Consider the following 25,547-nt stretch of genomic DNA (forward strand, 5'->3'; position numbering starts at 1 on the left):
GTTTTCGGTCAGCGGCAACACACCGTAGAATTCATGATTGCCGCACACGTAGATCACAGGACATTGGAATACCTCGTTCGCCCATTTCACTCCACGCGATTTGATATCAACGTCACCCGCAAGAATGACTACGTCCGCATCGGTTGGGGTGGGATCGAATTGAGCAAACTCGAGGTGCAAATCTGAGTAGATTCGAAGCTTCATCGAAGTCACCTGCTATTCAGTGCTCGGCACATTCCTGAACTGGTGAATGAGCACTCTTCGTATCCTCGTAGATTGTTCGAGTGTTGGTGAGCAAACTGACATCGAGACAATTGTGAGCGCTGCTGTACACAGCTCCGCTAGCGACCTTGTGAAGCAGAACGCGCCCTCTATTTTGGTGGTAACCAACCACCAGACTGGTCAACGTCTCCATGCGGTCAGAAGTAGTTCCATTCACATGGGGCGCGGTCACAACCTGCACCTCTTCGATCATGTGATCTGGACTCCGCAGCGAAAGTAAGTGCTCCAGAACGGAGGCGTCTGCTGGCATACACCATTTAGGCCAAGATCGGCCTCCGTCACGAATCCGCCAGCGGACGTGGTACCAAGGAACCTCCAATTCTCGCTCGACCATTCGCCAAGCCGACTGGCCTGGCCCTGGGAATCCGGGCGGGCCAATCGAAAAAGTTTTATCTGAAATAAACATGTGCGTTTTCCTTACCGTGCAGAGATCAACCCCAGTCGACCCCTTGCGAATTTTCATGCCTTGGCTTTCCGTAGACTCCTTCGATATCCAACCAAAGAGCGCCTGACAATACATGTGATATGTTTGAAGCTCAGGTCTCCAAAACTGCCTGATCCCTATCTGCATAAGACCCTAAATCTATGGTTTTGCGACTTGGCTCTGAGAAGGCGTCGCCGCATATTTCCAATACTACCACCAAACGTGGTTTATCGGAAATAAGGCGATATGGCTCTATCCTCGTTTTTGGGTAGATTATGTCGCTTAAGAATGAGATCGCCGGGGCGCTCAGGGCAATCAGGACAATCCGAGGCTTTGACTACGGTGATTTGGCAGACGTCAGTGCAAAAGCAAACATAGGAAAGCTGGAGCAAGGGAAGAGCAACATCACGGTTGCGAAACTGATCGAGCTAGCGGAGGCTCTCCAGTTCGATCCTATTGCCTTAATGGCCCTCTGCGTCGCTATCCAGAAGGATGAATCTACCGACACCACTCTAGAGCGAGCACGTGCAGAACTTGACTCATTCAAAGCAGAAGGAGGAGAGCAGCTTGTTCGGAGTCAGTTTGTGGGCAAAGAGCTGAAAAAGAGACCTTCAGGTAAACCTGGCAAAACCGAGAATGCCGATGCCGTGAGAGAACTGAAAGCGTTAGGATTGAGTCAGGCTGAGGTGGCGCGGAGGCTTGGGTTGGCGAGCTCAACGGTATATCGGTACTGGCAGCAAACTACGTAACGTATTTACAGGAGCAAGACTTGCGTGATCTCTGAAATTGGAGATCATGCAACGGTCAGCGCACCTGCTAGCGTGTTGCTTTATCGGAAATGGTCGAGACGATTTTGACCAGCGCAACAGCTGTCATACCAACCAAAGCTCCAATTACACAGTGAACTCCCAAAGTCACAACTAGCTCCCAATCTCGCGCCCCCTCAACGAAACCATCCACAAAACTCTTGAGAGGCTCGATGCCGTCGGTTACGAACGCACCACCGACTAAGAACATCGCAATAGTCCCGATCCAGCTCAATGACTTCATCAGCTTGGGTGCAGCGGAAAGAAGCACTCCACCTAACCCTCTGACAATTGTTCCCCATGCTCCTTGCACTAGTGATTTTTCAAGAACAAGCCCTGCATCATCCATCCTGACAATACCCGCGACTAAGCCGTACACCCCAATCGTCATCACGACCGCGATGATGATCAATGTCAGGATCTGCTGCAGTAGAGATGCATCGGCGACGATATTCAGGGTTATGACAATAATTTCAGCGCTGAGGATAAAATCAGTACGAATTGCCCCACTGATCTTTCTCTTCTCAAACGCAGCTACTTCTTCAGGGGTTTTGGGCTTAGTCGGCTTTTTCGTTCCTCCCCCATCGTAACGATCACGAGTGAGCTTCTCTTTTATGGCCTCGAATCCTTCGTAGCAAAGGTAGGCACCACCGGCCATCAGCAACCAATGAACAGCTCCTGGCAGCACAGCATTTAGTATCAGAGCACATGGGACAAGGATGGCTTTGTTCCTCATCGACCCTTTGAATACAGCCCATACCACCGGCAGCTCTCGATCAGCCCTCATCCCAATGACCTGCTCAGCATTCACCGCTAAGTCATCACTAAGAACGCTCGCTGATTTTTTCGCAGCGACCTTACTCATAAGAGAAATGTCATCGAGCAGAGTAGCGATGTCGTCCAATAGTGCGAAAAGACTACTACCAGCCATTTACGGCTCCTTAACCCTTGCAAAAGTCACCGATGTATTTGACGCATGTTGGCATCAAATTAGGATGTGGTAGCAACCCGTCACAAAGCAGGACGGCGTCCTCGAACATCTCTCAAAATTTTTTTGGATTGCTAACTAGACCATCAGTGACCCTAGCTGTTCGATTTAAGATCACCAGTCGATGCCGGTCGCAGGGATAGGCATTTAAGCCGAGGCGTCCGGGGTAGGCCTTAGATAGGGGTGTGTCAGGGATATCAAGCCTAGAGCACTCCCAATCAAAAGCTCTTTTTAAGCTTTCAAGGGCAAGGGCAAGGGCAAGGGCAAGGGCAAGGGCAAGGGCAAGGGCAAGGGCAAGTCAAAGCCTAAGGGCTTTGACACCAAGGCGGTGTCTGTCTAGAAAATCACCGCCGAGTAAATCGTGTCGCGCACCAACGTCGCAGAGGCTTCGTTGCTCATCATGATCGCCAGGATCACCACTTCCACCAGCACGGCGGCCAGGGTCAGGATCATGGTGCCGTAGGGGTCGCCGACTTTTTCGGCGAGCAGTTCCGCCTGATGGGCGACACGCATGGACGCGGCGACGATGAAGCCAATCAATACCAGCCCGCCGATCAGCGCGACGGTCTGGCCGCTGTGCAGCAGCCAGTGCTCCAGCGCATAGGCCACGCACGCGGCGATCAACGCCAATAGCAGGAAGCTTTCTTGTTTGAGGACGGTGAGCATGTCGGGCCTTGAGCAGTGGGGAGCGGATAAGCGACTGACTGCGGCGCGGCGCTAACGTTTCGTTACACCTTAGCGCACCAAGAGCATGCAGCCGGTTTGGCCGCTGCCCTTTTATCGGCCTTACCGATCCCATCGCTAGCAAGCCAGCGCCTGCAGGATTGGCGCAACGCCTGTAGGCGCTGGCTTGCCAGCGATGGCCTCACTCCGATTTCAGAGCGTTTGTTGTCTTGTTGGTCAGCAATTTGCATTGCCCCTGCCCACACACAACAAAATGGAGTTCGAATTCATGCACAAACGTCCGTTGAAGAAGCTGCTTTGCGCCGTTGTCGCGGCTATCGGTCTTGGCGCCAGCCTGGCCGCCAGTGCTGCCGATCCGCTGAAAGTCGGCTTCGTCTATATCGGTCCGATCGGTGACCACGGCTGGACGTATCAGCATGAACAGGGGCGCAAGGCACTGGCGGAAAAACTCGGTTCGCAAATCACCACCAACTATGTGGAAAACGTCGCTGAGGGCGCCGACGCCGAGCGGGTGATCCGCAACATGGCCAAGGACAAGTACGACCTGATTTTCACCACGTCTTTCGGCTACATGAACCCGACACTGAAAGTCGCCAAGCAGTTTCCCAATGTGATTTTCGAACACGCCACCGGCTACAAGCAGGACAAGAATCTGGGCACCTACCTGGCGCGCACTTATGAAGGTCGCTACGTTGGCGGTTTCCTCGCGGCGAAGATGACCAAGACCAAGAAAATCGGCTACGTCGCTTCGTTCCCGATCCCGGAAGTGATCCGCGACATCAACGCCATTCAACTGGCCTTGAACAAGTACAACCCCGGCACCGAGATCAAGGTGGTGTGGGTCAACTCGTGGTTCGATCCGGGCAAAGAGGCGGATGCCGCCAACGCGCTGATCGACCAGGGCGTGGACGTGGTATTCCAGCACACCGACAGCCCGGCGCCGATCCAGGCTGCCGAGCGTCGCGGCGTGTATGCCGTGGGCTACGCTTCGGACATGGCGCACTTCGGGCCGAAAGCGGTGCTGACGTCCATCGTCAACGATTGGGCGCCGCACTACATTCAGGCGACCCAAAGCGTGATCGACCGCACCTGGAAGTCCCAGGATTATTGGGGCGGTCTGAAGGAAGGCACGGTTGAACTGCCAATCAGCGACCTGGTGCCGGCCGCGGTAAAAACCGAAGCCGAGCAGATCATCGCCGACATCAAGAGCGGCGCGCTGCATCCGTTCACCGGGCCGATCAAGGATCAGGCCGGGGTCGAGAAAATCCCCGCCGGTGTGAGCGCGACCAATGCGGAACTGGCCTCGATGAACTATTACGTGGAAGGCATGAAGGCCGACATGCCGAAGTAAAACACCGCACCCTGCAGGCGCTGCCGCAGCTTGCTCCTGCAGGGACTCTCTGCGTTTTCAAGGATTGTGTATGAACAGCCTTCCCATCATCGACATCGCCCCGCTCTACAGCGATGATCAATCCGCCTGGCCCGCCGTGGCGCAACAAATCGACCGCGCCTGCCGCGAGTGGGGATTTTTCTACATCAAGGGTCACCCGATCAGCGCCGGACGTATCGATGCGCTGCTCGACAGTGCCAAGCGCTTCTTCGCCCAACCCGGCGCCGAAAAGCTCAAGATCGACATCACCCAGACCCGCCATCATCGCGGATACGGCGCCATTGCCACCGAGCAACTGGACCCGAGCAAACCCAGCGACCTGAAAGAAACCTTCGACATGGGCCTGCACCTGCCCGCCGACCACCCGGACGTGCTGGCGGAAAAACCCTTGCGCGGGCCGAACCGTCATCCGTCGCTGCCCGGTTGGGAAGCGCTGATGGAGCAGCACTACGTCGACATGCAAGCCCTGGCGCAAACCTTGTTGCGGGCAATGACCCTGGCACTGGGCATCGAGCGGGACTTTTTCGATTCACGCTTCAATGAGCCAGTCAGCGTGTTGCGCATGATTCACTACCCGCCGCGCCACACCGCCAGCTCTGAAGAACAGCAAGGTGCCGGTGCCCATACCGATTACGGCTGCATCACCCTGCTCTACCAGGATGCCGCCGGCGGCCTGCAAGTGCGCAATGTCAAAGGCGAGTGGATCGATGCGCCGCCGATCGAAGGCACGTTCGTGGTCAACCTGGGCGACATGATGGCGCGCTGGAGCAACGACCGTTACCTGTCGACGCCCCACCGGGTGATCAGTCCCCTCGGCGTGGACCGCTATTCGATGCCGTTCTTCGCCGAACCGCACCCGGACACGCGTATCGAATGCCTCCCGGGTTGCCAGGATGAGCTACATCCAGCGAAATATCCGACGACCACCTGTGCACAATTTCTGCTGTCGCGCTTCGCCGACACCTACGCTTATCGACGGGAGCAAGAAGCGGTGTAGTGAACCGTCTGGTCAGGTTTTGCCAATTGTTTCCACCAGCACCTGTAGAATGTCCGCCATCTGCACCTGATGAGAAAAGAATTATGTACGACTGGCTGAACGCCCTGCCCAAGGCAGAACTGCACTTGCACCTCGAAGGCTCGCTCGAACCCGAGTTGCTGTTCGCCCTGGCTGACCGCAACAAGATCGCCCTGCCGTGGAGCGATGTCGAAACCTTGCGCAAGGCCTACGCCTTCAACAACCTGCAAGAATTCCTCGACCTGTATTACCGGGGTGCCGATGTGCTGCGCACCTCCCAGGATTTCTACGACCTGACCTGGGCCTACCTGCTGCGCTGCAAACAACAGAACGTGATTCACACCGAACCGTTCTTCGACCCGCAGACCCACACCGACCGGGGTATCCCGTTCGAAGTGGTGCTCAACGGCATCGCCGCCGCGCTCAAGGATGGCGAGCAGCAACTGGGCATCACCAGCGGTTTGATCCTGAGCTTCCTGCGCCACCTGAGCGAAGACGAAGCGCAGAAAACCCTCGACCAGGCACTGCCATTCCGCGATGCCTTCGTCGCCGTGGGTCTGGACAGTTCAGAGATGGGCCACCCGCCGAGCAAGTTCAAGCGCGTGTTCGACCGTGCCCGTGACGAAGGCTTCCTGACCGTCGCCCACGCCGGTGAAGAAGGCCCGCCCGAGTACATCTGGGAAGCCCTCGACCTGCTGAAAATCCAGCGCATCGACCATGGCGTGCGCGCCATCGAAGACGAGCGCCTGATGCAGCGGATCATCGACGAGCAGATTCCACTGACCGTGTGCCCGCTGTCGAATACCAAGCTCTGCGTGTTCGATCACATGTCGCAGCACAATATTCTCGACATGCTCGAGCGTGGCGTGAAGGTGACTGTGAACTCCGATGACCCGGCGTACTTCGGCGGATATGTCACCGAAAACTTCCATGCGCTGTATACCGATCTGGGTATGACCCAGGATCAGGCCAAGCGTCTGGCGCAGAACAGCCTCGATGCGCGTTTGGTAAAACCGTAAGCATCACACTTCCCGGCAGGAGCAGGCGTGCCAGCGCCTGCCGGGTTTTGTGTCAAGTGAGCTCTACAGTGCCATTTCCAGTTCGGTTTGTTCGGCGAAACGGTGGATTTCACGCTGCCCCGCGGCGGTGACCTGCAAGGCACGCGAATCGTTGGGCAGACTCAACCAGCCTGACTGCATGAACAGCTGCAACAACGCTGCGCCCAATGCCCCGCCCATGTGGGGACGTCTTTCGCTCCAGTCCGGGCAGGCACACGTCGCCTTGCCTCGACGATGGGCAAGCGCCTGGATGTAGACGCCACGTGTCGCCAGTTCAGTGGAGCCCTTGAGGGTGATGGTCACTCGCTGATCTAACTGCTCGATCCACCCCGCATCCAGCAACCGCTGATAAAGATCCGCCGCCAGGGTTCCGCCCAGATGGTCGTCGCACAGTCGTGCGCGCAACATGGATGAGCGCAGTGCCTGCGGTTTGGCCAGGGGTACCGGGCGTTTGAAAATGTCTGGAATGTCTTGCGGCGCGCTGGCCAGCGTTGCACTGGCCAGAGCCTCGATCGCGGCGCCGACTTCAGGGGCTGACAGACGGAAAAACCGCTTGCGCCCGCGGGACTCGACTTTCAATAGCCCCCCGGCGGACAGACGTCCCAAGTGTGCACTGGCCGAAGACGGTGACAGGCCGGCCAGCAAGGCCAACTCTTCGGTTTGGCGCGCCGAGCCATCCATCAAGGCCCACATCATTGCGCTGCGCTTTGGGTCAGCCAGCAAGGTGGCTATCTGGCTGATGCAAGGTGCATGTTCCATGTATTCACTCCCTGTTGAATCGTTTCGTCTACTGCTCAGAGACATCTTGACCAGTAATGTGTCGTCGGCCAAGACGCAGAAACCGCCATGAACCGGGCAAAGTCTTTGCTCACCCATGCCATCACCGGGGCGTCTGTCGCAGAGGGCAGGCGTAGGCACACGGGAGCAGAACGACGCCAGCGGGGCCTCGCCATTGCGATCGACGGTGGGTATTTCGGGCGAGCGCTAGTATAGGCGGGTTAACCGCCGGTTCCTGCCCTTCGCAAACCGTTGGTGGTGATAGTTCCTGAGGGAAATTTCGCTTTTTAACTGCGACTAATCATCGATACCCGCCAACCCCGGAAAATGACTGCTCAATCGAGCGCATCGGCTGGCAAGCATTTCCCGCAACAGGTTCACAGGCTTACTCAATTGTGCGCGATGGGCGCACAACAGATTCAGCGGTGCGCGCTCACAAAGCAGTTCAGGCATCAGGACTTTCAATCGACCGGCGAGCACATCCCCGGCCACATCCAGCCACGACTTGTAGGCGATGCCCGCCCCGGCGACCGCCCAAAGCCGCACGACATCGGCATCGTCGCTGAAACGGTCGCCGCTGACGGTCAGGCTGACCTCCCGCTTGCCGTCGTGAAAACTCCAATGGTCGTGAACGCGGCTGCCGAGCATGAACAGCAGGCAATTGTGCTGCGCCAATTGCTCCAGCTGCCGCGGCTCGCCATGCCGGGCGAGGTAACCCGGCGCGGCACACAGCACGCGGCGGTTCTGCGCGGCGATGGGCAGCGCCACCAGGCTGGAGTCCTCCGGCTCGCCGTAACGCAGGGCGATGTCCACCGGTTGCCGAAACAGATCGGCGATGCGGTCACCCAGCAGCAAGCGCACGGTGAGTTTCGGGTGCTCGCGCTGAAATTCGTCCAGCCACGGCAGCAGCAGGTTGCGACCGAAGTCCGACGGCGCCGAAAGCTGCAGCACGCCGCTGACCTGATCCTGACCGCTGGCCAACAAACGCCGACCCTCGTCGAGGTTGCTCAGGGCCGCACGGGCGTATTCGAGAAAGCCTTCACCTTCAGCGGTCAGGCGCAGGCTGCGGGTCGAGCGGGCGAGCAAGCGAGCGCCGAGTTGCTGCTCGATGCGCTTCAAAGCCGCACTGGCTACCGCCGCCGACATGTCCATCCCCCGTGCTGCTGCCGACAGACTGCCCAGGTCCGCCGCCCGAACAAACAACTGCAAGTCATCGAAACGCAGCATTCCACACCCGATTATCAAAAAAATATTGAAAGAGACTGCTCTTTTAACGGGTTTTATCTTCAAGAGAAATAGCCAATCATCTGCCCATCGAAATCACCCGCTCCGGAGTCGCCGATGTCCCAGCCCTTTACCGCTATCGCCACCCTCATCGCCAAGCCTGGCCAACAGGGAGCCCTTGAGCGACACCTGCGGGCATTGGTGGAACCGACCCGAGCCGAGGCCGGTTGCGGGCAATATGACCTGCATCAGGACCTGGCCAATCCGCTGGCCTTCTACATGATCGAACAGTGGAGCAGCGACGAAGCCCTGCAAGCCCATGACGACAGCGTGCACATCCAGAACTTTCGCGCCAAGGCTCCTGACTTTCTCGAACACTTCGAACTCACGCGCCTGCGCTCCATCGCCTGATTCCTTCTTCTATAACCGTTGCGGAGCCCTACATGAAAGCCATCGCCTATTACGCGTCCCTGCCGATCAGCGACGAAAAATCCCTGCAAGACATCGAACTGCCTGAGCCGGTCGCCGGACCGCGGGATCTGTTGGTGGAGGTCAAAGCCATTTCGGTCAACCCGGTGGACACCAAGGTCCGTCAGAACGTCCAGCCCGAAGGCGGCGCAGCCAAGGTGCTGGGCTGGGATGTGGCCGGTGTGGTCAAGGCGGTCGGCAGCGAAGTGACGCTGTTCAAGGCCGGCGACAACGTGTTCTACGCCGGGTCCATCGCCCGCGCTGGCGGCAACAGCGAACTGCATGTTGTCGATGAGCGGATTGTCGGCCACATGCCTAAAACCCTGGGTTTCGCCGAAGCGGCTGCCCTGCCGCTGACCGCAATCACCGCGTGGGAATTGCTCTTCGAGCGCCTGCAAGTGCGCGAAGGCAAAACCGATGAAGGCCAGAGCCTGCTGATCGTCGGCGCGGCCGGTGGCGTAGGTTCGATCCTCACGCAATTGGCCACGCAGCTCACAGGACTGAATGTGATCGGCACCGCCTCACGCCCACAAACCCAGCGCTGGGTGAAGGACCTGGGCGCTCACCATGTGATCGACCACAGCCAGCCGCTGAGCGAAGCACTCAAACGTGCGGGCCTTGATCAGGTCACCCACGTCGCCAGCCTGACCCAAACCGATCATCACCTGGATCAATTGGTCGAGGCATTGGCGCCGCAAGGCAAGCTGGCGCTGATCGATGACCCCAAATCCCTCGACGTGACCAAGCTCAAGCGCAAGAGCCTGTCGCTGCACTGGGAGTTCATGTACACCCGCTCGCTGTTTGAAACGGCGGACATGATAGAGCAGCACCATTTGCTCAACCGCGTGGCGCAGTTGATCGATGCCGGCACGTTGAAAACCACGGTTGGCGAGCATTTCGGCCGCATCAATGCGGCGAATCTGCGTCGTGCACATGCGCTGCTGGAAAGCGGAAAATCCAAGGGCAAGATCGTGCTTGAAGGGTTTTGAAATCCTGAAAAAAACATCGCAGGCCGCGCTAGAGCCTGCGATGTTTTTTGTTACACGCCGTCAGTCCGACAGTTTCCCCTTGTCACATCAGCGATCGTATTCGGGTCTACAATCGAATCTCCTGCGAGGCTTCCTTCTACGAAACATCTTTTACGAGAGGCGTTCGACGATGAAGATCCTGATAAAAGAACTGGCAAAATCCCAGTGGCAAGTCCGCCTGGACCAGCATGCCGTAACGTTCCGTAGCGAAGCCGAAGCCTTGGCCTTCACGCGCATCCTTGAAGGGCGTATTCAGGCCCCTCACCAAATCCCGGTCCATCATCCGCAGCGCGCTGCCGGCTGATACGCCGTCAGGCCTGGGTGTTCGCCAGTGCCCGGGCATTTTGCAAGCGCCGGGTGAGCATCGCCACGCTCACGACCAGAACTGCACACAGGCTGATAACCATGGCCATCGGCATGGCACTGCCGTCGTGCAAAACACCCACCAGCGCGGCAGCACCGGCGGCCACGCTGAATTGCAGGCACCCGAGCATCGCCGAAGCGCTGCCTGCCCGAGCACCCTGGCCGTTCATGGCACAGGCCGATGCATTGGGAAGGATGCAGCCCAAGCTGGAAATGCAGACGAACAGCGGAATCAATAACGGCCACAGTTGCGCCGTGTGCAATGCGCTCACGCCCAGCAGGACAAGGCCGGCCCCCAGGTATACCCACACGGCACGCGCCAGCAGGAATGCCGGCCCGCGCTTGGCCAGCAAACGCGCGTTGACCTGCGCCACCAGAATGAAACCCGCCGCATTGGCACCGAAGAACCAGCCGAAGTGCTCGGCCGGCACGCCGTAGAGCTTGATGAAGACGAACGGTGAACCGGCGATGTAGGAAAACATCCCGGCGATAGCGATACCACCGGTCAGCGCGTGGCCGAGGTAAATCGGTTCTTTCACCAGTCGAGCGTACTGACGCAACGCCCCCGACAACGGTTGGCGCGGCACATGCGCAGGCATGCTTTCCGGCAAGCCGAGTGCCACGGCCAGGCCAGCCAATGCGCTGAAACCGGTCAGTGTCAGAAAAATCGACTGCCAGCCTGTGGTGTTGACCAACAGGCCGCCGAGCATCGGCGCCAGAATCGGCGCCAGGCCCATCACCAGCATCAGCTGCGAAAAGACTTTCGCTGAACCCACCGCATCGCATTTGTCGCTGACGATTGCCCGGGAAATCACCATTCCCGCGCACCCGCCCAACGCCTGGATGAAACGTGCGCCGATCAGCCAGTCGAGGTTTGGCGCATAGGCACACGCCAGCGACGCGGCGGTGAACAGACCCACGCCAATGAGCAACGGAATGCGCCGCCCAAAACGATCCGCCACCGGCCCGTAGGCCAGCTGACCGATGGACAGGCCGAGGAAATACGCCGCCAATGTCAGCTGAACATGTTTTTCGTCCGTACCGAACGCAAGCGCCATGGCCGGGAACGCCGGCAGGTAGAAATCGATCGCCAGCGGACCGAAAGCGCTCAACGCGCCAAGAATCAGAATGGTACGGAAGTTCATCAGGCATCCAGGAGCATAGTCGGCAGCCCGACAGTCTAGCCGCGCATGGACGCCTTGAACATTACGATAGCTCGCTAACTATTAAAAAGGTCAAGCCAGCTTGACGCCATAGCCCTCTTCGCTGATGGCCTCGATCACCTGCTGCTCAGTCAGTGAACTCTCGACGCCCACTTCTCTGGCAGCCAGATCGACGCGCACGCTGGCCGCCGGGTCTTTGGCCTGAACGGCCTGTGTGATGGCTCTGACGCAGTGACCGCAGGACATACCTTCAACATTGAACACTTGCATGGACAGACTCCTTTGATGAGGCTCTTGAATGAGGTTGAGTACAGTCTTGAGCTTGCCACCATGGCAAGGTCAAGTTCTGAAGTGTTCTGCCGGGCTGGCAATCGGCGCCGCGCTCGGCCAAGCTGCGATCATCAATGACTCGATCTCAGGAGATTCAGCCATGCGCTGGTCAGTTTTCAGCCTGTTTGGCTTCCTCAGCCTTTTCGCCGCCATGCCGTCGGCCAGTGCCGCCGGGGAGGACTATGGCGTGCTGATCATTTCCCGCGAGCGGCTGGAAGTCGCGACCAACTGCGAAATCGGCGTGTACATCCAGGACCAGTTGGCGGCGCGGCTGTTCCAGGAACAAAGCACCTCGTTCAATTTGCCGCCGGGCAATGTGTCCCTGCGCCTGAAACTGCTGCCGGGTCAGGTGCCGGGCTGCAACCCGGGCATGTTGGCGCCGGGCTCGCAGGACATCCAGCTCCGGGCGGGCGATGTGCTCAAGTACCGGATTGCGATGACGCAGGAAGGGATGTACCTGAAGCGCGCAGGCCTCGGCTACTGACACAAATCCCCCTGCTCGCTCCTGCAATCGGATTTTCGGTGAGTTTCAAAATGGCGCTTGACCTTGCCAACATGGCAAGGTTGATCCTGTAGGCATCTACTACAGGGAGTGCGACCGATGTCCGATTCCACCACGTTCGATCTGCCGATTGCCGGCATGACCTGCGCCAGTTGCGCTGGCCGTGTCGAGCGCGCCTTGAGCAAAGTCATCGGTGCCAGCGCCGTCAGCGTCAACCTCGCCACCGAACAGGCGCGGGTCCAGGCGCCGGCCGATAGCCTGCCGGCCTTGATGGAGGCCGTGGCAAAGGCCGGTTACAGCGTGCCGCAGCAGACCCTTGAATTGAGTATCGACGGCATGACCTGCGCGTCCTGCGTCGGCCGCGTCGAGCGTGCGCTGAATAAAGTACCGGGGGTGAAGAGCGTCAGCGTCAACCTGGCGAACGAACGCGCTCACCTTGAATTGCTCGGGCAAGTCGACCCGCAAACCTTGATCGCCGCCGTGACCAAGGCCGGCTACGCCGCCAGCGTCTGGGAAGCCGAACACCCGCAAACCGACAGTCAACAGACCCGCCTGCAACGCGAACGCTGGGCCTTGATCGCGGCCATTGCCCTCGCCTTTCCGCTGGTGCTGCCGATGCTGCTGCAACCGTTCGGTGTGCACTGGATGCTCCCGGCGTGGGCGCAATTTGCCTTGGCCACTCCAGTGCAATTCATCTTCGGCGCGCGGTTTTATGTGGCCGCGTGGAAAGCCGTGCGCGCCGGCGCCGGCAACATGGATTTGCTGGTCGCGCTCGGCACCAGCGCCGGTTATGGCTTGAGTGTCTATGAGTGGGCCACCGCTGCCGGACGCATGCCGCACCTGTATTTCGAAGCCTCGGCGGTCGTCATCGCCTTGGTGTTGCTCGGTAAATACCTGGAAAGCCGTGCCAAGCGCCAGACCGCCAGCGCCATCCGCGCCCTCGAGGCGCTGCGCCCGGAGCGGGCGATTCAAGTGATAGACGGTCGTGAACAGGACGTCGCCATCAGCGCCCTGCGTCTCAATGATCAGGTGCTGGTCAAACCCGGCGAACGCTTCCCGGTGGACGGTGAAGTGATCGAGGGCCAGAGCCACGCCGATGAAGCGTTGATCAGCGGAGAAAGCCTGCCGGTGCCGAAACAACCCGGTGACAAAGTGACCGGCGGCGCGATCAATGGTGAAGGTAGGCTGTTGGTGCGCACCCAGGCGCTTGGCGCTGAAACCGTGTTGGCGCGCATCATTCGATTGGTGGAGGACGCTCAAGCCGCGAAAGCGCCGATCCAGAAACTGGTGGATAAAGTCAGCCAGATTTTCGTCCCCGTGGTCCTGCTGCTGGCCCTGGCGACACTGGTCGGCTGGTGGCTGTATGGCGCGCCGCTGGAAACCGCGCTGATCAACGCCGTGGCGGTGTTGGTGATCGCCTGTCCTTGTGCGCTGGGCCTGGCCACCCCCACGGCGATCATGGCCGGCACCGGGGTGGCGGCGCGTTACGGGATTCTGATCAAGGACGCCGAAGCGCTGGAGCGTGCCCATGAAGTCAGTTCGGTGGTGTTCGACAAAACCGGCACACTGACCTCGGGCACCCCGCGCATCGCGCATTTGAGCGCGCTCGACGGTGACGAAGGCACCCTGCTGCAACAGGCCGGCGCCCTGCAGCGGGGCAGTGAGCACCCTCTGGCCAAAGCGGTCCTGGACGCCTGCGCTGAGCGCGGGTTGCAGGTGGAGGACGTCAGCGACAGCCAATCCCTGACCGGGCGTGGCATTGCCGGCACCCTTGAGGGACGGCGACTGGCGCTGGGCAACCGGCGTCTTCTGGAAGAAAGCGGCCTGAGCGCCGGGGTCTTGGCGGATTGCGCCACCGCGTGGGAAACCGAAGGCCGGACGTTGTCCTGGCTGATCGAGCAAAGCCCCGCGCCACGGGTACTGGGCCTGTTTGCCTTCGGTGACACGCTCAAGCCCGGTGCGTTGCAAGCGGTGCAGCAACTGAGCGCACTGCACATCAGCAGCCATTTGCTGACCGGCGACAACCGCGGCAGTGCCAAAGTGGTTGCCGAGGCGCTGGGCATCCGTGACGTACACGCCGAAGTGTTGCCAGCGGACAAAGCCGCGACGGTGGCGGCACTGAAACGAACCGGAGTGGTGGCGATGGTCGGCGACGGCATCAACGACGCCCCGGCACTGGCTGCCGCCGACATCGGCATCGCCATGGGCGGCGGCACCGACGTGGCCATGCACGCAGCCGGTATCACCCTGATGCGCGGCGACCCGCGTGTGGTGCCCGCCGCGCTGGAGATCAGTCGCAAGACCTACGCGAAAATCCGCCAAAACCTGTTCTGGGCCTTCGTCTATAACCTGATCGGTATTCCGCTGGCGGCGTTCGGCTTCCTCAATCCGGTACTGGCCGGCGCGGCGATGGCCTTGTCGAGCGTCAGCGTGGTGAGCAATGCGTTACTGTTGAAAACCTGGAAACCCGAGGATCTGGAGGAAAACCGATGAACATCGGCCAAGCGGCCCGTCACAGCGGCCTGAGCGCGAAGATGATCCGTTATTACGAATCCATCGGTTTGCTCAAGGCGGCCAATCGCGCCGACAGCGGTTATCGAATCTACGGCGATGACGACTTGCATACCCTGGCCTTCATCAAGCGTTCGCGGGACCTGGGGTTTTCGCTGGAAGAAGTCGGCAAACTGCTGACCCTCTGGCAGGACCGCCAGCGCGCCAGTGCCGATGTGAAGGCCCTGGCCCGGCAACATATAGATGAGCTGAACCAGAAGATCCGCGAGCTCGGACAACTGCGCGATACGTTGCAGGATCTGGTTGAGCATTGCCAGGGGGATCATCGGCCGGATTGCCCGATTCTCAAGAACCTTGAGTCTGGGTGTTGTGCTCCTTCGACCAGTGCCTAACTCCTGTAGGAGCAAGCTTGCTCGCGATGGCGGTGCTCCTGACACTTTGATTTTGAATGTGCCGATGCTATCGCGAGCAAGCTTGCTCCTACAGAGGATTTGCATTGCACAACAAAAAACCCGGCCGAAGCCGGGTTTTTGTTTAGCCGATCACTGCATCCATGGCGGAGGCGGTTCTTCGGTTTTGTTGGCGGGCGCATCGTCAGCGGCACGGGCCGCTTGCTTGCGTTCTTCATCCAGGCGCGCAGCCTCGATCTCACGCATGATGCCGCCCACGTCGGCCAACTCTTCCGGTTCGTCGAACTCACCGGTCAGGACGCTGGCCGGGTGCAAGGTGCCGGCCTCGTACAAGGCCCACATTTCCTTGGCATAACGGGTCTTTTTCAACTCCGGCGCAAACCGCCCGAAGTACGACGCCATGTTGCCCACATCCCGCTCCAGCATGCTGAAAGCGTGGTTGTTGCCCGCGGCATCCACCGCTTGCGGCAAGTCGATGATCACCGGGCCGGTCGGCGTCAGCAGTACGTTGAACTCGGACAGGTCACCGTGCACCAAACCGGTACACAACATCAGCACGATCTGCGAAATCAGAAACGCGTGATACTCGCGCGCCTGGTCCGGTTCCAGCACCACGTCGTTCAAACGCGGCGCGGCATCGCCGTACTCGTCGGCCACCAGCTCCATGAGCAGCACGCCTTCAAGGAAGTCATACGGCTTGGGCACTCGCACACCGGCACTGGCCAGACGGAACAGCGCCGCGACTTCGGCGTTCTGCCAGGCGTCTTCGGTTTCCTTGCGGCCAAACTTGGAACCCTTGGCCATGGCCCGGGCCTGGCGGCTGTTGCGAACCTTGCGACCTTCCTGATACTCGGCCGCCTGACGGAAACTGCGTTTATTCGCCTCCTTGTAGACCTTCGCGCAACGTAGCTGGTTGCCGCAGCGCACTACATAAACAGCTGCTTCTTTACCACTCATGAGTGGGCGCAGCACCTCGTCGACCAGACCGTCCTCGATCAGGGGTTCAATGCGTTTTGGAGTCTTCATCAGCTTTTATTGTGGGTCCTTTATTACCAAACACGCGAAAGTCATTCGTTATACGGCAATCCACTCACGGGGGGGAGGGGGTGCCGACCTATGAACACTGCCAGGAACAACAAGAAGCACACAATGTGCCGGATTCCTCACAAAAACCTGACGTCCTTCGTCGGGCGCCAACGATCATAGCCGAGCCGGCGTCACTTGTTCTGCAAGGCCTGCGAGGGCATTTGTGACAGAAGCTGACATCTCGCGCCCTGCACTGCGAAGGATTTTTCCTGGCAAGCCTCAATTTCCTCCGACAACAGCCGAAGTCCTAAGTGACAAAGTGATTTGTCCGACAATCGCTCCCCCAATAATAGCGATGCCGCACTCAAGGATCCGGGTTGACCAAGAACGTTTACGGCTGCCAAAAACCGCGAGTCATCTGCACTGCGTGGGCCTACAAGAAAATCTGGAGCGCGGATGAACATCAAACAGAAGTTGACCTGGGCGTTTGCAATCATCGCCTGCTTGCCCGTGGTGCTGGTCGCCACCCTCGTTGTGCTGAACTTGCGCAGTGATGCCAAGGACGGATTCATCGACAGCAGCGGTCGTGAAATCCGTCAGGTCAGCAATGCCATGCAACTGTTTTTCGACGGCATCAGCCAGAACGTCGAGTATCTGGCCAAGCAACCGCTGATCACCAATTCCGACGACAGCCTCAAGACCTACATGAGCGCCAACGCCGCCAGCGTTCCTCAAGGTGAGGCGGACAAGAAACTCTTCAGCTTCCTGCAGGACCTGGGCAACGCTCACCCGTCCTATGCCTACGCGATTCTCGGCACCGCCGCCGGCGGCTACGTGTCGTGGCCGGACGATGCCAAGCTGGCCAACTACGACCCGCGCCAGCGTCCGTGGTACAAGGCGGCCCAGGCCAAACCGGGCAAGCCGTTTCGTACCGAGGCCTATTACTGGGCTGAAAACGATACGTCCTACGTCAGCACCGTCCGCACCATCGACAACAAGCTGGGCACCAACGGCGGCGTGGTCAGTATCGACGTGTCGCTCAAACAGCTCACCGAACTGGTCAAACAGATCAAGCTCGGCGAAACCGGTTACCTGATGCTGCTGGAAAACAACGGCACCGTGCTGGTCGACCCGAAACAACCTGAAAACAACTTCAAGGCCCTGGGCAGCCTCGGCGAAGGTTATGCGCAACTGGCCAAGGCCGGCAAAGGCCTGGTTGAGGTCGAACTCAACGGCGAGCGCTACATGGCCAACGTCTGGCCGTCGGAGCAACTGGGTTGGACCTTCATCGGCCTGATCAAGCAAAGCGACGTGATGAGCACGGCGACCCAGTTGACCTGGTTGATCGCGATCATCGCCGCGGTGTTGGCCGTCATCTTCGCCGTGGTCGGCGCCAGTTTCGCCAGCGTCATCGTGCGTCCGATCCGCAGCGTGGCAGATGGCCTGGAAGGCATCGCCCAGGGTGAAGGCGACCTGACGAAAAACCTGCAGATCCGTGGCAGCGACGAAACCGCACAACTGGCCAGTTGGTTCAACCAGTTCCTCACCGCGATTCGCAACCTGATCCAGAGCATCGGCGGTGCCGCGACGAAGATTCTCGCCACGTCCAAAAGCTCGACCCAGGTATCCAGTGACATGGCCGAAGCCGCCGGTCGCCAGCGTGAGGCAGTGGACATGGTGTCCACGGCGTTCCACGAAATGGTCGCCACCGCCAACGAAGTGGCGCGTTCGTGCAGCCAGGCCGCCGAGTCCGCCGACAGCGGCCAGCGTCAGGCCCGCGAAGGCCAGCAACAGATCGACGCGGCGGTGAGCAGCGTCGATCGCCTGAGCCAGGAGATCGAACAGTCCGCGCAATCGATGCAACAGCTTGAGCGCGACAGCAATGACATTCAGTCGATCCTCGGTACCATCCGCTCGATCGCCGAACAGACCAACCTGCTGGCGCTGAACGCGGCCATTGAAGCGGCGCGGGCCGGTGAGCAGGGCCGTGGTTTTGCGGTGGTGGCGGACGAAGTGCGGGCATTGGCCAAACGCACAGCTGATTCCACCGCGGAGATCGACGGGCTGCTGGGCAACCTGGCCAAGCGCACCAGCCAGGTGACGCAGCAAATGCACGCGAGCCTGGAAGTGTCGCAACAGTCGGTGTCACGCATCGGCGAAGCCCGCAGCAGCTTCGGCCAGATCCGCGAGTCGGTGGATGTGATTCGCGACATGAACACGCAGATTGCAACGGCGGCGGAACAGCAGCATCAGGTCGCCGAAGACATCAACCGGCACATCAGCCAGATCCATGGCGATGCGCAGTTGGTGGCTGAGCTGGCGAACTCGGCGCGGCTGGATTCGCAAAGCCTGGCCGGGTTGTCCAATGAACTGGATGGCCTGGTGCGCCGCTTCCGCACCTGACCGGCGGACCGCTGCACGGTCAATCGCTGGCAAGCCAGCTCCCACAGGTTATGCGTCGAGCCGAAATCATGCGGCGCACATCATTCTCTGTGGGAGCTGGCTTGCCAGCGATGGAGCCCTCACTGCCGGAACAACTCTCCCGGGGTAAACCCGAACAGACTTTTGAACGCGGCAATAAACGCCGAGGTCGAGTCATACCCACACGCCAGCGCGACATTGGTCACACTGTCGCCCTCCTCCAGCAAACTCAACGACGACAACAGGCGCGCACGCTGGCGCCAGCCGCGGAAACTCAACCCGGTTTCCCGCTGAAACAACCGCATCAGGGTTTTCTCCGACGTTCCCAAACGTTCCGCCCACGCCTGCAATGTCACGTTACGCTCGGGATTTTCGATCAGCTCGTTGCATAGCCCCAACAACCGTTCATGGCGGGGCAATGGCAGGGAAAATCCGACTTCCGGTAAACCAGCCAGTTGATCCAGCAACACGCCCACCAGCCGTGCCTCCTGGCTATCGCCCTGTGGATATTCCACCGGCAGCAAACAGAAACTCTTGATCAACTCCCGCGCCAGCGGTGTCACTTCCAGCACCCGGCAACGCCCGTCCGCCCATTGGCAATCCTCACGGCGCACATACAGGCTGCGCATCTCGGCGCGCATCGACGTCACCACCTGGTGCTCAAGATCCGCCGGAATCCAGATCCCCCATTGTGGCGGTGCAAAAAAACTGCCCTCCGCCGTGTGCACGCCGAGAACGCCACTGATGGCGTAGGAAAACTGCACCCAATCGTGACGATGGGGCGGGGTCCACGAACCGGCGTTCAGGCTCTCGACCCGGGCAAACAGTGGGCGCGGCAGGACTGTAAGGGGCGGAATGGTTCGTTCGAGGGACATTTGTCCGTTAGTCGGCATTGACTGGCCTTGTGTTGCGAGACGGCAGATGGGCCGACGGTAGGCCATGTCGCCCGTCTATTCAATCACCGCCATCTCTGTAGGAGCTGGCTCGCCAGCGATAACAGTGTGCCAGGCAACAGGGATGTTGAATGGGCCGTCCCCATCGCTGGCAAGCCAGCGCCTACAGGATTCCATTCCGAATCAGAAATCAGCGTTCGATAATGGCGGTCACGCCCTGCCCACCCGCTGCACAAATCGAGATCAGTCCCCGCCCTTTCCCCGCCGCATCCAGCAACTTCGCCAGGTTGGCAACGATTCGTCCCCCCGTGGCAGCAAACGGATGCCCCGCTGCCAGTGAACTGCCTTTGACGTTAAGTCGGCTGCGATCGATAGAGCCCAGCGCTGCGTCGAGGCCAAGGCGGGTTTTGCAGTAATCCGCGTCTTCCCAGGCCTTCAGCGTGCACAGCACTTGCGCGGCGAACGCTTCGTGGATTTCGTAGTAGTCGAAGTCCTGCAAGCTCAGGCCATTGCGCGCCAGCAAACGCGGGACCGCGTAGACCGGTGCCATCAACAGACCTTCGGCACCGTTGACGAAATCCACCGCCGCCGCCTCGCCGTCACGCAGGTACGCCAGAATCGGCAAGCCGCGCTCGTTGGCCCATTGCTCACTGCCCAGCAACACCAGAGACGCGCCATCGGTCAATGGTGTGGAGTTGCCCGCGGTCAGCGTGCCCTTGGCACTTTTTTCATAGGCCGGTTTGAGCGAGGCAAGCTTTTCCAGGGTCGAATCCGCACGCAGATTGTTGTCGCGGGTGAGGCCGAGGAACGGTGTCATCAGATCGTTGTGCCAGCCTTCGGCATAGGACGCCGCCAGTTTCTGATGACTTTCCAGGGCCAATTGATCCTGTTCTTCGCGGGCAATGTTCCAGGTTTGCGCCATCAACTCGCAATGTTGACCCATCGACAACCCGGTACGTGGCTCGCCGTTGCGCGGGAACTCGGGGATCAGATGGTGCGGCCGCAATTGCAGGAAGGTTTTCAGTTTGTCGCCCGTGCGCTTGGCGCGGTTGGCCTGCAGCAGGATTTTGCGCAGCCCTTCACTGACGCTGATCGGCGCATCGGAGGTGGTGTCGACGCCCCCGGCGATGCCGCACTCGATCTGTCCCAGTGCAATCTTGTTCGCCACCAGCAACGCCGCCTCCAGCCCGGTGCCGCACGCCTGCTGGATGTCATAGGCCGGGGTGGCGGGAGACAGGCGCGAACCGAGTACGCATTCGCGGGTCAGGTTCATGTCCCGCGACAACTTGAGCACCGCGCCGGCGACCACTTCGCCGATGCGCTGACCGTGCAGGTTGTAGCGCTCGATCAAGCCTTCGAGCGCGGCGGTGAGCATCACCTGGTTACTGGCCGTGGCGTAAGGCCCGTTGGACCGAGCGAAGGGAATCCGGTTACCGCCGATGATGGCGACGCGACGCAGTTGAGTCATGAAAAGCCCCTGATGAAATGTCCAATGTAAACACCGAACCCTGTGGAGCGAGCGCGCTCACAGGGTCCGCGTACCCCAAAGTTCCTGCGACAAACTACGCTGCTGTGATCAAGCGTAGGCCTTATCTCGTGGATCGAACGACTGATTGCCATTCGTGGTCCACACTTTGAACCCCAGCTTCCGGAGCGCGTTCCATGTCTGACCGCTATATCGACTTTGCCAATTCCTCCATCGGCCATCGTCTGGTCGGGGCCTTGGGCTTGCCTGCACCCACCCGGCTGGAGCGCTGGCAAGCAGGCCGGCTGCGCCCGGTCGACGGTGCGTTGCTGATCGGTGGCGGACCGTTGGCGGAGAACGTCAGCGCCTTTGCCAATCGCCTGACCGATGCGATCTACGGCTACGGAACCGAGCCTTCGATGGCGACGCAATGGATTCCCGGCCACGGCCCGAAACTCAAAGCGGTGGTGTTCGACGCCAGCGATCTGCTGCACACCGATCAGCTCAAACAGCTGCGCGAGTTCTTCCAGCCACTGATGAAAAACCTCGATCACTGCGCGCATCTGGTGATTCTCGGTCGTGACCCGCAGACCTTGAGCGATCCGTTCGCCGCCAGTGCCCAACGCGCGCTCGAAGGTTTCAGTCGCTCACTGGCCAAGGAATTGCGCAGCGGCGGCACCTTGCAACTGATCCACGTCGGCGAAGGCGCCGAGGATCAACTGGAAGGTCCGCTGCGGTTTTTCCTCTCACCGAAAAGCGCGTTCGTCTCCGGGCAAGTGATTCGCCTGACCCCCTGCGATACGCCCGTGACGGACTGGACGCGACCGCTGGCCGGACGCAAGGCACTGATCACCGGGGCAGCGCGGGGCATCGGCGCATCCATTGCCGAGACCCTGGCCCGTGACGGTGCCGACGTCATCCTGCTCGACGTGCCACCGGCCAAAAATGATCTGGAAGCCCTCGCCGCACGCTTGGGTGGACGCAGCGTCACGCTGGACATCTGCGCTGAAGACGCTGCCACGCAACTGGTTGAACAGTTGCCCGACGGCGTCGATATCGTGGTGCACAACGCCGGCATCACCCGCGACAAAACCCTGGCCAACATGACCCCGGAATTCTGGGACGCGGTGCTTGCGGTCAACCTCAACGCGCCACAAGTGTTGACCAAAGCGTTGCTCGACAATGGCACCCTGCGCGACAACGGACGGGTGATTCTGCTGGCCTCGATCAGCGGCATCGCCGGCAATCGCGGGCAAACCAACTACGCCGCGAGCAAGGCTGGCCTGATCGGGCTGGCGCAAGCCTGGGCACCGCTGTTGCAGACACGGGGCATCACCATCAACGCGGTGGCGCCCGGTTTTATCGAAACCCAGATGACCGCCCACATCCCGTTCGGCCTGCGCGAGGCCGGGCGGCGCATGAGCTCACTGGGCCAGGGCGGCTTGCCGCAAGACGTCGCCGAAGCGGTGGCCTGGCTGGCTCAACCGGGCACCGGCGCATTCACCGGGCAAGCCTTGCGGGTTTGCGGGCAAAGTGTGTTGGGGGCTTAGGCATGACGATCGACTGGCACACACTCAATCGCGAACCCGGCCTGCCGGGGCTGTATGCACACGCGGCAACGCGTCGGAAAATCACCGGCACCACCCTGCCGACCTCGGGCTTGCGCTGCTGGGTGGATGTCGATGCGAAACGTCTGGCGGCCTATCGCAAGGTCTGCGGTTTTACCGACAACGGCCTGCTGCCTCCCACTTACCCACACATCCTCGCCTTCGCTTTGCAGATGCAACTGCTCACCGCCAAGGACTTTCCGTTCCCGCTGCTGGGGCTGATTCACCTGAGCAATCGCATTCGCGTGTTGCGCCCCATGGGTGGGGTGAGTCGGGCGCGGGTCAGTGTGCACGTGCAAAACCTGCAACCTCACGCCAAGGGTGCGACGTTCGATCTGGTGACCACCCTGGATGATCAACTCGGCGCGCTGTGGGAAGCTGAAAGCCAGATGCTGTGCCGAGGGGTCAAGCTCGAAGGCGAGTCCATGGAGGACCTGCTCGCGTCGACGTTGACGCTCACGCAAGTGGCGCAATGGAAAGCACCTGCGGATATTGGCCGGCAATACGCCAGGGTTTCCGGCGACTACAATCCGATTCACCTGAGCTCGGCCAGCGCTAAATTGTTCGGTTTCCCATCGGCCATCGCCCACGGGCTATGGAACAAGGCTCGCACACTGGCCGCGCTGGCCGATCATTTGCCGGCGGCGAACATCGAGATCGCGGTGCAATTCAAAAAACCGGTACGCCTGCCCAGCGAAGTGGCGCTACTGGCTAGCGCTGCGGGGTCCAGTGGTGAATTGCAGTTGATCGGCGCTGGAGATCTTGAACACATGGTCGGGCACTGGCGGCCGGTCACCTGACAGATAAAAAATTGCAGCTTTCGGCGATACCTGCAGTGGAACGGATCCTCTGCAGGCGCTGCCGGAACATCGTTAATTGTGTATATATCACTTAAGTTTTCAGCGCCCTCGCCTCTGCCCTCTGCAACTACACCCTCATTGATTTCAAAAGCCTTTTTATCCGCGGCTATACCCTAGGTATTAGCCCTTAGGCAGCACGCGCGCGCGTTAATCAAAGGGCTTAATACCAAGTGGAGAGTGGCGCTGTAGAGCCCTTGCGATTGTTATGTGGACAACGGACGAAGGCATGGCCGGCGACAGAACCGGTCAGCCATCGAAGACAACGACGTTGTTACAGGTGCAAGGAATTTTACTTATGAAAGCTCAAGTTTGGTGCAAATCAGCAACCGCATTGGCGCTCGTTCTCTCCCTCGGCCTCGCCGGCTGCAGTAGCGGCGGTGGCGGTCATCACAGCAGCTCCGACAGCTCCTCACCCGACGGCCAGACCGCTGCGGGCGCTGGTGGTGCAGCCGGTGGTTCAGACAGCACCGCAGGCTCAGGCGGGACAGGTGGCACGGGCGGTGGCGGCACCACTGACCCAACCAATCCAACCAATCCAACCAACCCGACAGACCCCACCAATCCGACCAATCCAACAGGCACGCCGCTGGTAACCACCACCCTGATCAAGGATGTCGGCACCACCGTCGGTGGCGTCGGTGACGGAGTCGGGCAGATCGGCGATTCGCTAGGCTCGGTTCCGGTGGTCGGTGGTGTCGTGCAAAGCGTGGTGAACACCACCGGCAATGTGGTCAGCACACTGGGTGACGGCGTGGCCAATGGCTTGGGCCAACTGGGCACCGACCCGAACGGCCTGGGCGTTACCGCCTCCTCCGTGGGTGGCGTGGTGCAGGATCTCGGTAACGGTGTTTCCGATGTCAGCGGCAAACTTGCGACCACCACCAGCAGCATACCGGTGGTGGGTGGCGTAGTGACCCGGGTGGCCCCGGTGCTCGATGGCGTCGGCGAAAAAGTCACCATGCTCGGCGACACCCTGAGCACCGCGACCACCAGCGGCCCGCTGGGCTCGGTGACCCGGGAAGTCGGCAACAAACTGGTGCCGGTGATCGCCATGGTCGAGAGCACCACCGACAAGATCGGCGACGCCACCGGTTTGGGCGATCCGCTCAAGGGTATCGTTCAGAAAGTCGGCGACACCGTGAATGGCGTAGGCGACAAAGTGACCGATGCCGGCAATGGCAACCCACTGACCAACACCGTCGGTGGCGCGCTGAGCAACACCGGCACTACGGTTGGCAAAGTCGGAGGCCTGGTGGCCAACGGCAGCGGATCTGGCGGCAGCGGCGGCCTGGGTGGCACCGGCCTGCTGGAAACCGTCGGTGGCGCGGTGGTCAACGTCGGCAGCGGACTCAACATCGGCAACACCAACGGCGTGGTCAGCGCAGCCGGTGTGAACGGCGTTGCCGGCGGTAATCTGATCGCGTCGGTGGGAGGCGCACTGGGCGGTAGCGGTATCGCCAACACTGGCCCGACCGCAGCGCTTGCCAACGTCGGCACCTTCGTCGGTGGTGCCATTAATCCAGTCACTACCGGCGTGTCCGGGCTGACCCAAACCATCGGCAGCGCCACCGGCATCGGCGCTCCGGTCGCCAGCCTCACTGGCCAGGCCGGCGGCGCCGTCGCCAGCCTCGGCGGAGCGATTGCCGGCAGCACCGCCAACCCGGTGGTGACGGCAGTCGGCAACACGGTCACCACCGTGGGCGGCACCGTCGCGGCAGTCGGCGGGCTGGTCAACGGCGGCACCGGCACTGGCACCACAGGTGGCCTGGGCGGTGTGTTGGGTGGGTTGACCGGCGCACTGGGAGGAAAGAATCGCTGAATTGCACCTGGCCGATTCGACGGCCTTACCTAC

Annotated in this window: 22 protein-coding genes and 3 pseudogenes; 15 read left to right on the forward strand and 10 right to left on the reverse strand. The window is 60.3% G+C overall.

The window, feature by feature from the left end:
* A pseudogene (locus tag M5G20_RS17975) lies at nucleotides 1-204 on the reverse strand (hypothetical protein); the annotation flags it as partial.
* A 777-nt stretch (nucleotides 205-981) separates the two neighbouring features.
* On the opposite strand from M5G20_RS17975, the gene M5G20_RS17980 reads away from it, so the two are divergent.
* Nucleotides 982-1,455 carry a helix-turn-helix domain-containing protein gene (locus tag M5G20_RS17980; protein ID WP_273920181.1) on the forward strand — a complete coding sequence of 158 codons (474 nt, stop codon included), beginning with the start codon at nucleotides 982-984 and terminating at the stop codon, nucleotides 1,453-1,455.
* Nucleotides 1,456-1,522: 67 nt separating this feature from the next.
* Here the strand turns inward: M5G20_RS17980 and M5G20_RS17985 are convergent, their stop codons facing one another.
* Together M5G20_RS17985 and M5G20_RS17990 are read right to left on the reverse strand one after the other, a co-directional pair.
* Nucleotides 1,523-2,443, reverse strand: coding sequence for a DUF808 domain-containing protein (locus tag M5G20_RS17985; protein ID WP_273920182.1), 921 nt, complete (start codon nucleotides 2,441-2,443; stop codon nucleotides 1,523-1,525).
* A 399-nt stretch (nucleotides 2,444-2,842) separates the two neighbouring features.
* Nucleotides 2,843-3,166 (reverse strand): annotated as a pseudogene (locus M5G20_RS17990) (calcium:proton antiporter); the annotation flags it as partial.
* A 286-nt stretch (nucleotides 3,167-3,452) separates the two neighbouring features.
* On the opposite strand from M5G20_RS17990, the gene M5G20_RS17995 reads away from it, so the two are divergent.
* The 3 genes from M5G20_RS17995 (at nucleotide 3,453) to M5G20_RS18005 (ending at nucleotide 6,608) form a co-directional block, all read left to right on the forward strand.
* Nucleotides 3,453-4,535, forward strand: a complete 1,083-nt coding sequence (locus tag M5G20_RS17995) for a BMP family ABC transporter substrate-binding protein (RefSeq protein ID WP_273920183.1) — start codon at nucleotides 3,453-3,455, stop codon at nucleotides 4,533-4,535.
* 70 nt (nucleotides 4,536-4,605) lie between these two features.
* Entirely contained in the window at nucleotides 4,606-5,571 is a 966-nt protein-coding gene (locus M5G20_RS18000) for a 2-oxoglutarate and iron-dependent oxygenase domain-containing protein (RefSeq protein WP_150735663.1), read from the forward strand.
* 83 nt (nucleotides 5,572-5,654) lie between these two features.
* Entirely contained in the window at nucleotides 5,655-6,608 is a 954-nt protein-coding gene (locus M5G20_RS18005) for an adenosine deaminase (RefSeq protein ID WP_273920185.1), read from the forward strand.
* Between the two features lie 63 nt (nucleotides 6,609-6,671).
* Here the strand turns inward: M5G20_RS18005 and M5G20_RS18010 are convergent, their stop codons facing one another.
* Together M5G20_RS18010 and M5G20_RS18015 are read right to left on the reverse strand one after the other, a co-directional pair.
* Nucleotides 6,672-7,406 (reverse strand): ArsR/SmtB family transcription factor, encoded by a 735-nt coding sequence (locus M5G20_RS18010; protein WP_273920186.1) that lies wholly within the window; start codon nucleotides 7,404-7,406, stop codon nucleotides 6,672-6,674.
* A gap of 315 nt (nucleotides 7,407-7,721) precedes the next feature.
* Nucleotides 7,722-8,651, reverse strand: coding sequence for a LysR family transcriptional regulator (locus tag M5G20_RS18015; protein WP_075947872.1), 930 nt, complete (start codon nucleotides 8,649-8,651; stop codon nucleotides 7,722-7,724).
* Between the two features lie 114 nt (nucleotides 8,652-8,765).
* Between M5G20_RS18015 and M5G20_RS18020 the strand changes: the two genes are divergently transcribed.
* The 3 genes from M5G20_RS18020 (at nucleotide 8,766) to M5G20_RS18030 (ending at nucleotide 10,448) form a co-directional block, all read left to right on the forward strand.
* Complete coding sequence (locus tag M5G20_RS18020; protein WP_273920187.1) at nucleotides 8,766-9,059, forward strand: putative quinol monooxygenase; 294 nt, start codon at nucleotides 8,766-8,768, stop codon at nucleotides 9,057-9,059.
* A 32-nt stretch (nucleotides 9,060-9,091) separates the two neighbouring features.
* On the forward strand, nucleotides 9,092-10,105 hold the full coding sequence (locus tag M5G20_RS18025) for a zinc-binding alcohol dehydrogenase family protein (RefSeq protein ID WP_273920188.1): 1,014 nt from the start codon (nucleotides 9,092-9,094) through the stop codon (nucleotides 10,103-10,105).
* A gap of 169 nt (nucleotides 10,106-10,274) precedes the next feature.
* Complete coding sequence (locus tag M5G20_RS18030) at nucleotides 10,275-10,448, forward strand: hypothetical protein (RefSeq protein WP_273920189.1); 174 nt, start codon at nucleotides 10,275-10,277, stop codon at nucleotides 10,446-10,448.
* A 7-nt stretch (nucleotides 10,449-10,455) separates the two neighbouring features.
* Here M5G20_RS18030 and M5G20_RS18035 read toward each other — a convergent pair whose 3' ends face one another.
* Nucleotides 10,456-11,652: a multidrug effflux MFS transporter gene (locus M5G20_RS18035; RefSeq protein ID WP_273920190.1), complete on the reverse strand. Its 1,197-nt coding sequence runs from the start codon at nucleotides 11,650-11,652 to the stop codon at nucleotides 10,456-10,458.
* A gap of 90 nt (nucleotides 11,653-11,742) precedes the next feature.
* Nucleotides 11,743-11,940 carry a heavy-metal-associated domain-containing protein gene (locus M5G20_RS18040; protein WP_150735670.1) on the reverse strand — a complete coding sequence of 66 codons (198 nt, stop codon included), beginning with the start codon at nucleotides 11,938-11,940 and terminating at the stop codon, nucleotides 11,743-11,745.
* A 160-nt stretch (nucleotides 11,941-12,100) separates the two neighbouring features.
* Between M5G20_RS18040 and M5G20_RS18045 the strand changes: the two genes are divergently transcribed.
* The 3 genes from M5G20_RS18045 (at nucleotide 12,101) to cueR (ending at nucleotide 15,405) form a co-directional block, all read left to right on the forward strand.
* Nucleotides 12,101-12,484 carry a hypothetical protein gene (locus M5G20_RS18045; protein WP_273920191.1) on the forward strand — a complete coding sequence of 128 codons (384 nt, stop codon included), beginning with the start codon at nucleotides 12,101-12,103 and terminating at the stop codon, nucleotides 12,482-12,484.
* A gap of 117 nt (nucleotides 12,485-12,601) precedes the next feature.
* Nucleotides 12,602-14,995, forward strand: a complete 2,394-nt coding sequence (locus tag M5G20_RS18050; RefSeq protein WP_273920192.1) for a heavy metal translocating P-type ATPase — start codon at nucleotides 12,602-12,604, stop codon at nucleotides 14,993-14,995.
* On the forward strand, nucleotides 14,992-15,405 hold the full coding sequence (gene cueR, locus M5G20_RS18055; protein WP_150735672.1) for a Cu(I)-responsive transcriptional regulator: 414 nt from the start codon (nucleotides 14,992-14,994) through the stop codon (nucleotides 15,403-15,405). Before M5G20_RS18050 ends, cueR begins: the two co-directional genes overlap by 4 nt.
* A gap of 150 nt (nucleotides 15,406-15,555) precedes the next feature.
* Here the strand turns inward: cueR and M5G20_RS18060 are convergent, their stop codons facing one another.
* A complete protein-coding gene (locus M5G20_RS18060; protein WP_075947864.1) occupies nucleotides 15,556-16,449 on the reverse strand; it encodes a PA4780 family RIO1-like protein kinase in 894 nt (297 codons plus the stop codon).
* 456 nt (nucleotides 16,450-16,905) lie between these two features.
* Between M5G20_RS18060 and M5G20_RS30305 the strand changes: the two are divergent.
* Together M5G20_RS30305 and M5G20_RS30310 are read left to right on the forward strand one after the other, a co-directional pair.
* A pseudogene (locus M5G20_RS30305) lies at nucleotides 16,906-17,994 on the forward strand (cache domain-containing protein); the annotation flags it as partial.
* A 129-nt stretch (nucleotides 17,995-18,123) separates the two neighbouring features.
* Nucleotides 18,124-18,852 carry a methyl-accepting chemotaxis protein gene (locus M5G20_RS30310; RefSeq protein WP_408002978.1) on the forward strand — a complete coding sequence of 243 codons (729 nt, stop codon included), beginning with the start codon at nucleotides 18,124-18,126 and terminating at the stop codon, nucleotides 18,850-18,852.
* Between the two features lie 119 nt (nucleotides 18,853-18,971).
* Here the strand turns inward: M5G20_RS30310 and M5G20_RS18070 are convergent, their stop codons facing one another.
* Nucleotides 18,972-19,763 (reverse strand): AraC family transcriptional regulator, encoded by a 792-nt coding sequence (locus M5G20_RS18070; protein ID WP_273920194.1) that lies wholly within the window; start codon nucleotides 19,761-19,763, stop codon nucleotides 18,972-18,974.
* Nucleotides 19,764-19,953: 190 nt separating this feature from the next.
* Nucleotides 19,954-21,231 carry an acetyl-CoA C-acetyltransferase gene (locus M5G20_RS18075; protein ID WP_273920195.1) on the reverse strand — a complete coding sequence of 426 codons (1,278 nt, stop codon included), beginning with the start codon at nucleotides 21,229-21,231 and terminating at the stop codon, nucleotides 19,954-19,956.
* A gap of 194 nt (nucleotides 21,232-21,425) precedes the next feature.
* Here M5G20_RS18075 and M5G20_RS18080 point away from each other — a divergent pair, with 194 nt between their 5' ends.
* The 3 genes from M5G20_RS18080 to M5G20_RS18090 all read left to right on the forward strand — a co-directional run bounded on the left by M5G20_RS18080 (nucleotide 21,426) and on the right by M5G20_RS18090 (nucleotide 25,514).
* Nucleotides 21,426-22,778, forward strand: coding sequence for a 3-oxoacyl-ACP reductase (locus tag M5G20_RS18080; protein ID WP_273920196.1), 1,353 nt, complete (start codon nucleotides 21,426-21,428; stop codon nucleotides 22,776-22,778).
* A gap of 2 nt (nucleotides 22,779-22,780) precedes the next feature.
* On the forward strand, nucleotides 22,781-23,635 hold the full coding sequence (locus tag M5G20_RS18085) for a MaoC family dehydratase (RefSeq protein ID WP_273920197.1): 855 nt from the start codon (nucleotides 22,781-22,783) through the stop codon (nucleotides 23,633-23,635).
* A 355-nt stretch (nucleotides 23,636-23,990) separates the two neighbouring features.
* On the forward strand, nucleotides 23,991-25,514 hold the full coding sequence (locus tag M5G20_RS18090; RefSeq protein WP_273920199.1) for a collagen-like triple helix repeat-containing protein: 1,524 nt from the start codon (nucleotides 23,991-23,993) through the stop codon (nucleotides 25,512-25,514).
* Nucleotides 25,515-25,547: the final 33 nt, after the last annotated feature.

This window comes from Pseudomonas sp. TNT2022 ID1044 (assembly GCF_028656895.1).
GTDB lineage: Bacteria > Pseudomonadota > Gammaproteobacteria > Pseudomonadales > Pseudomonadaceae > Aquipseudomonas > Aquipseudomonas reinekei.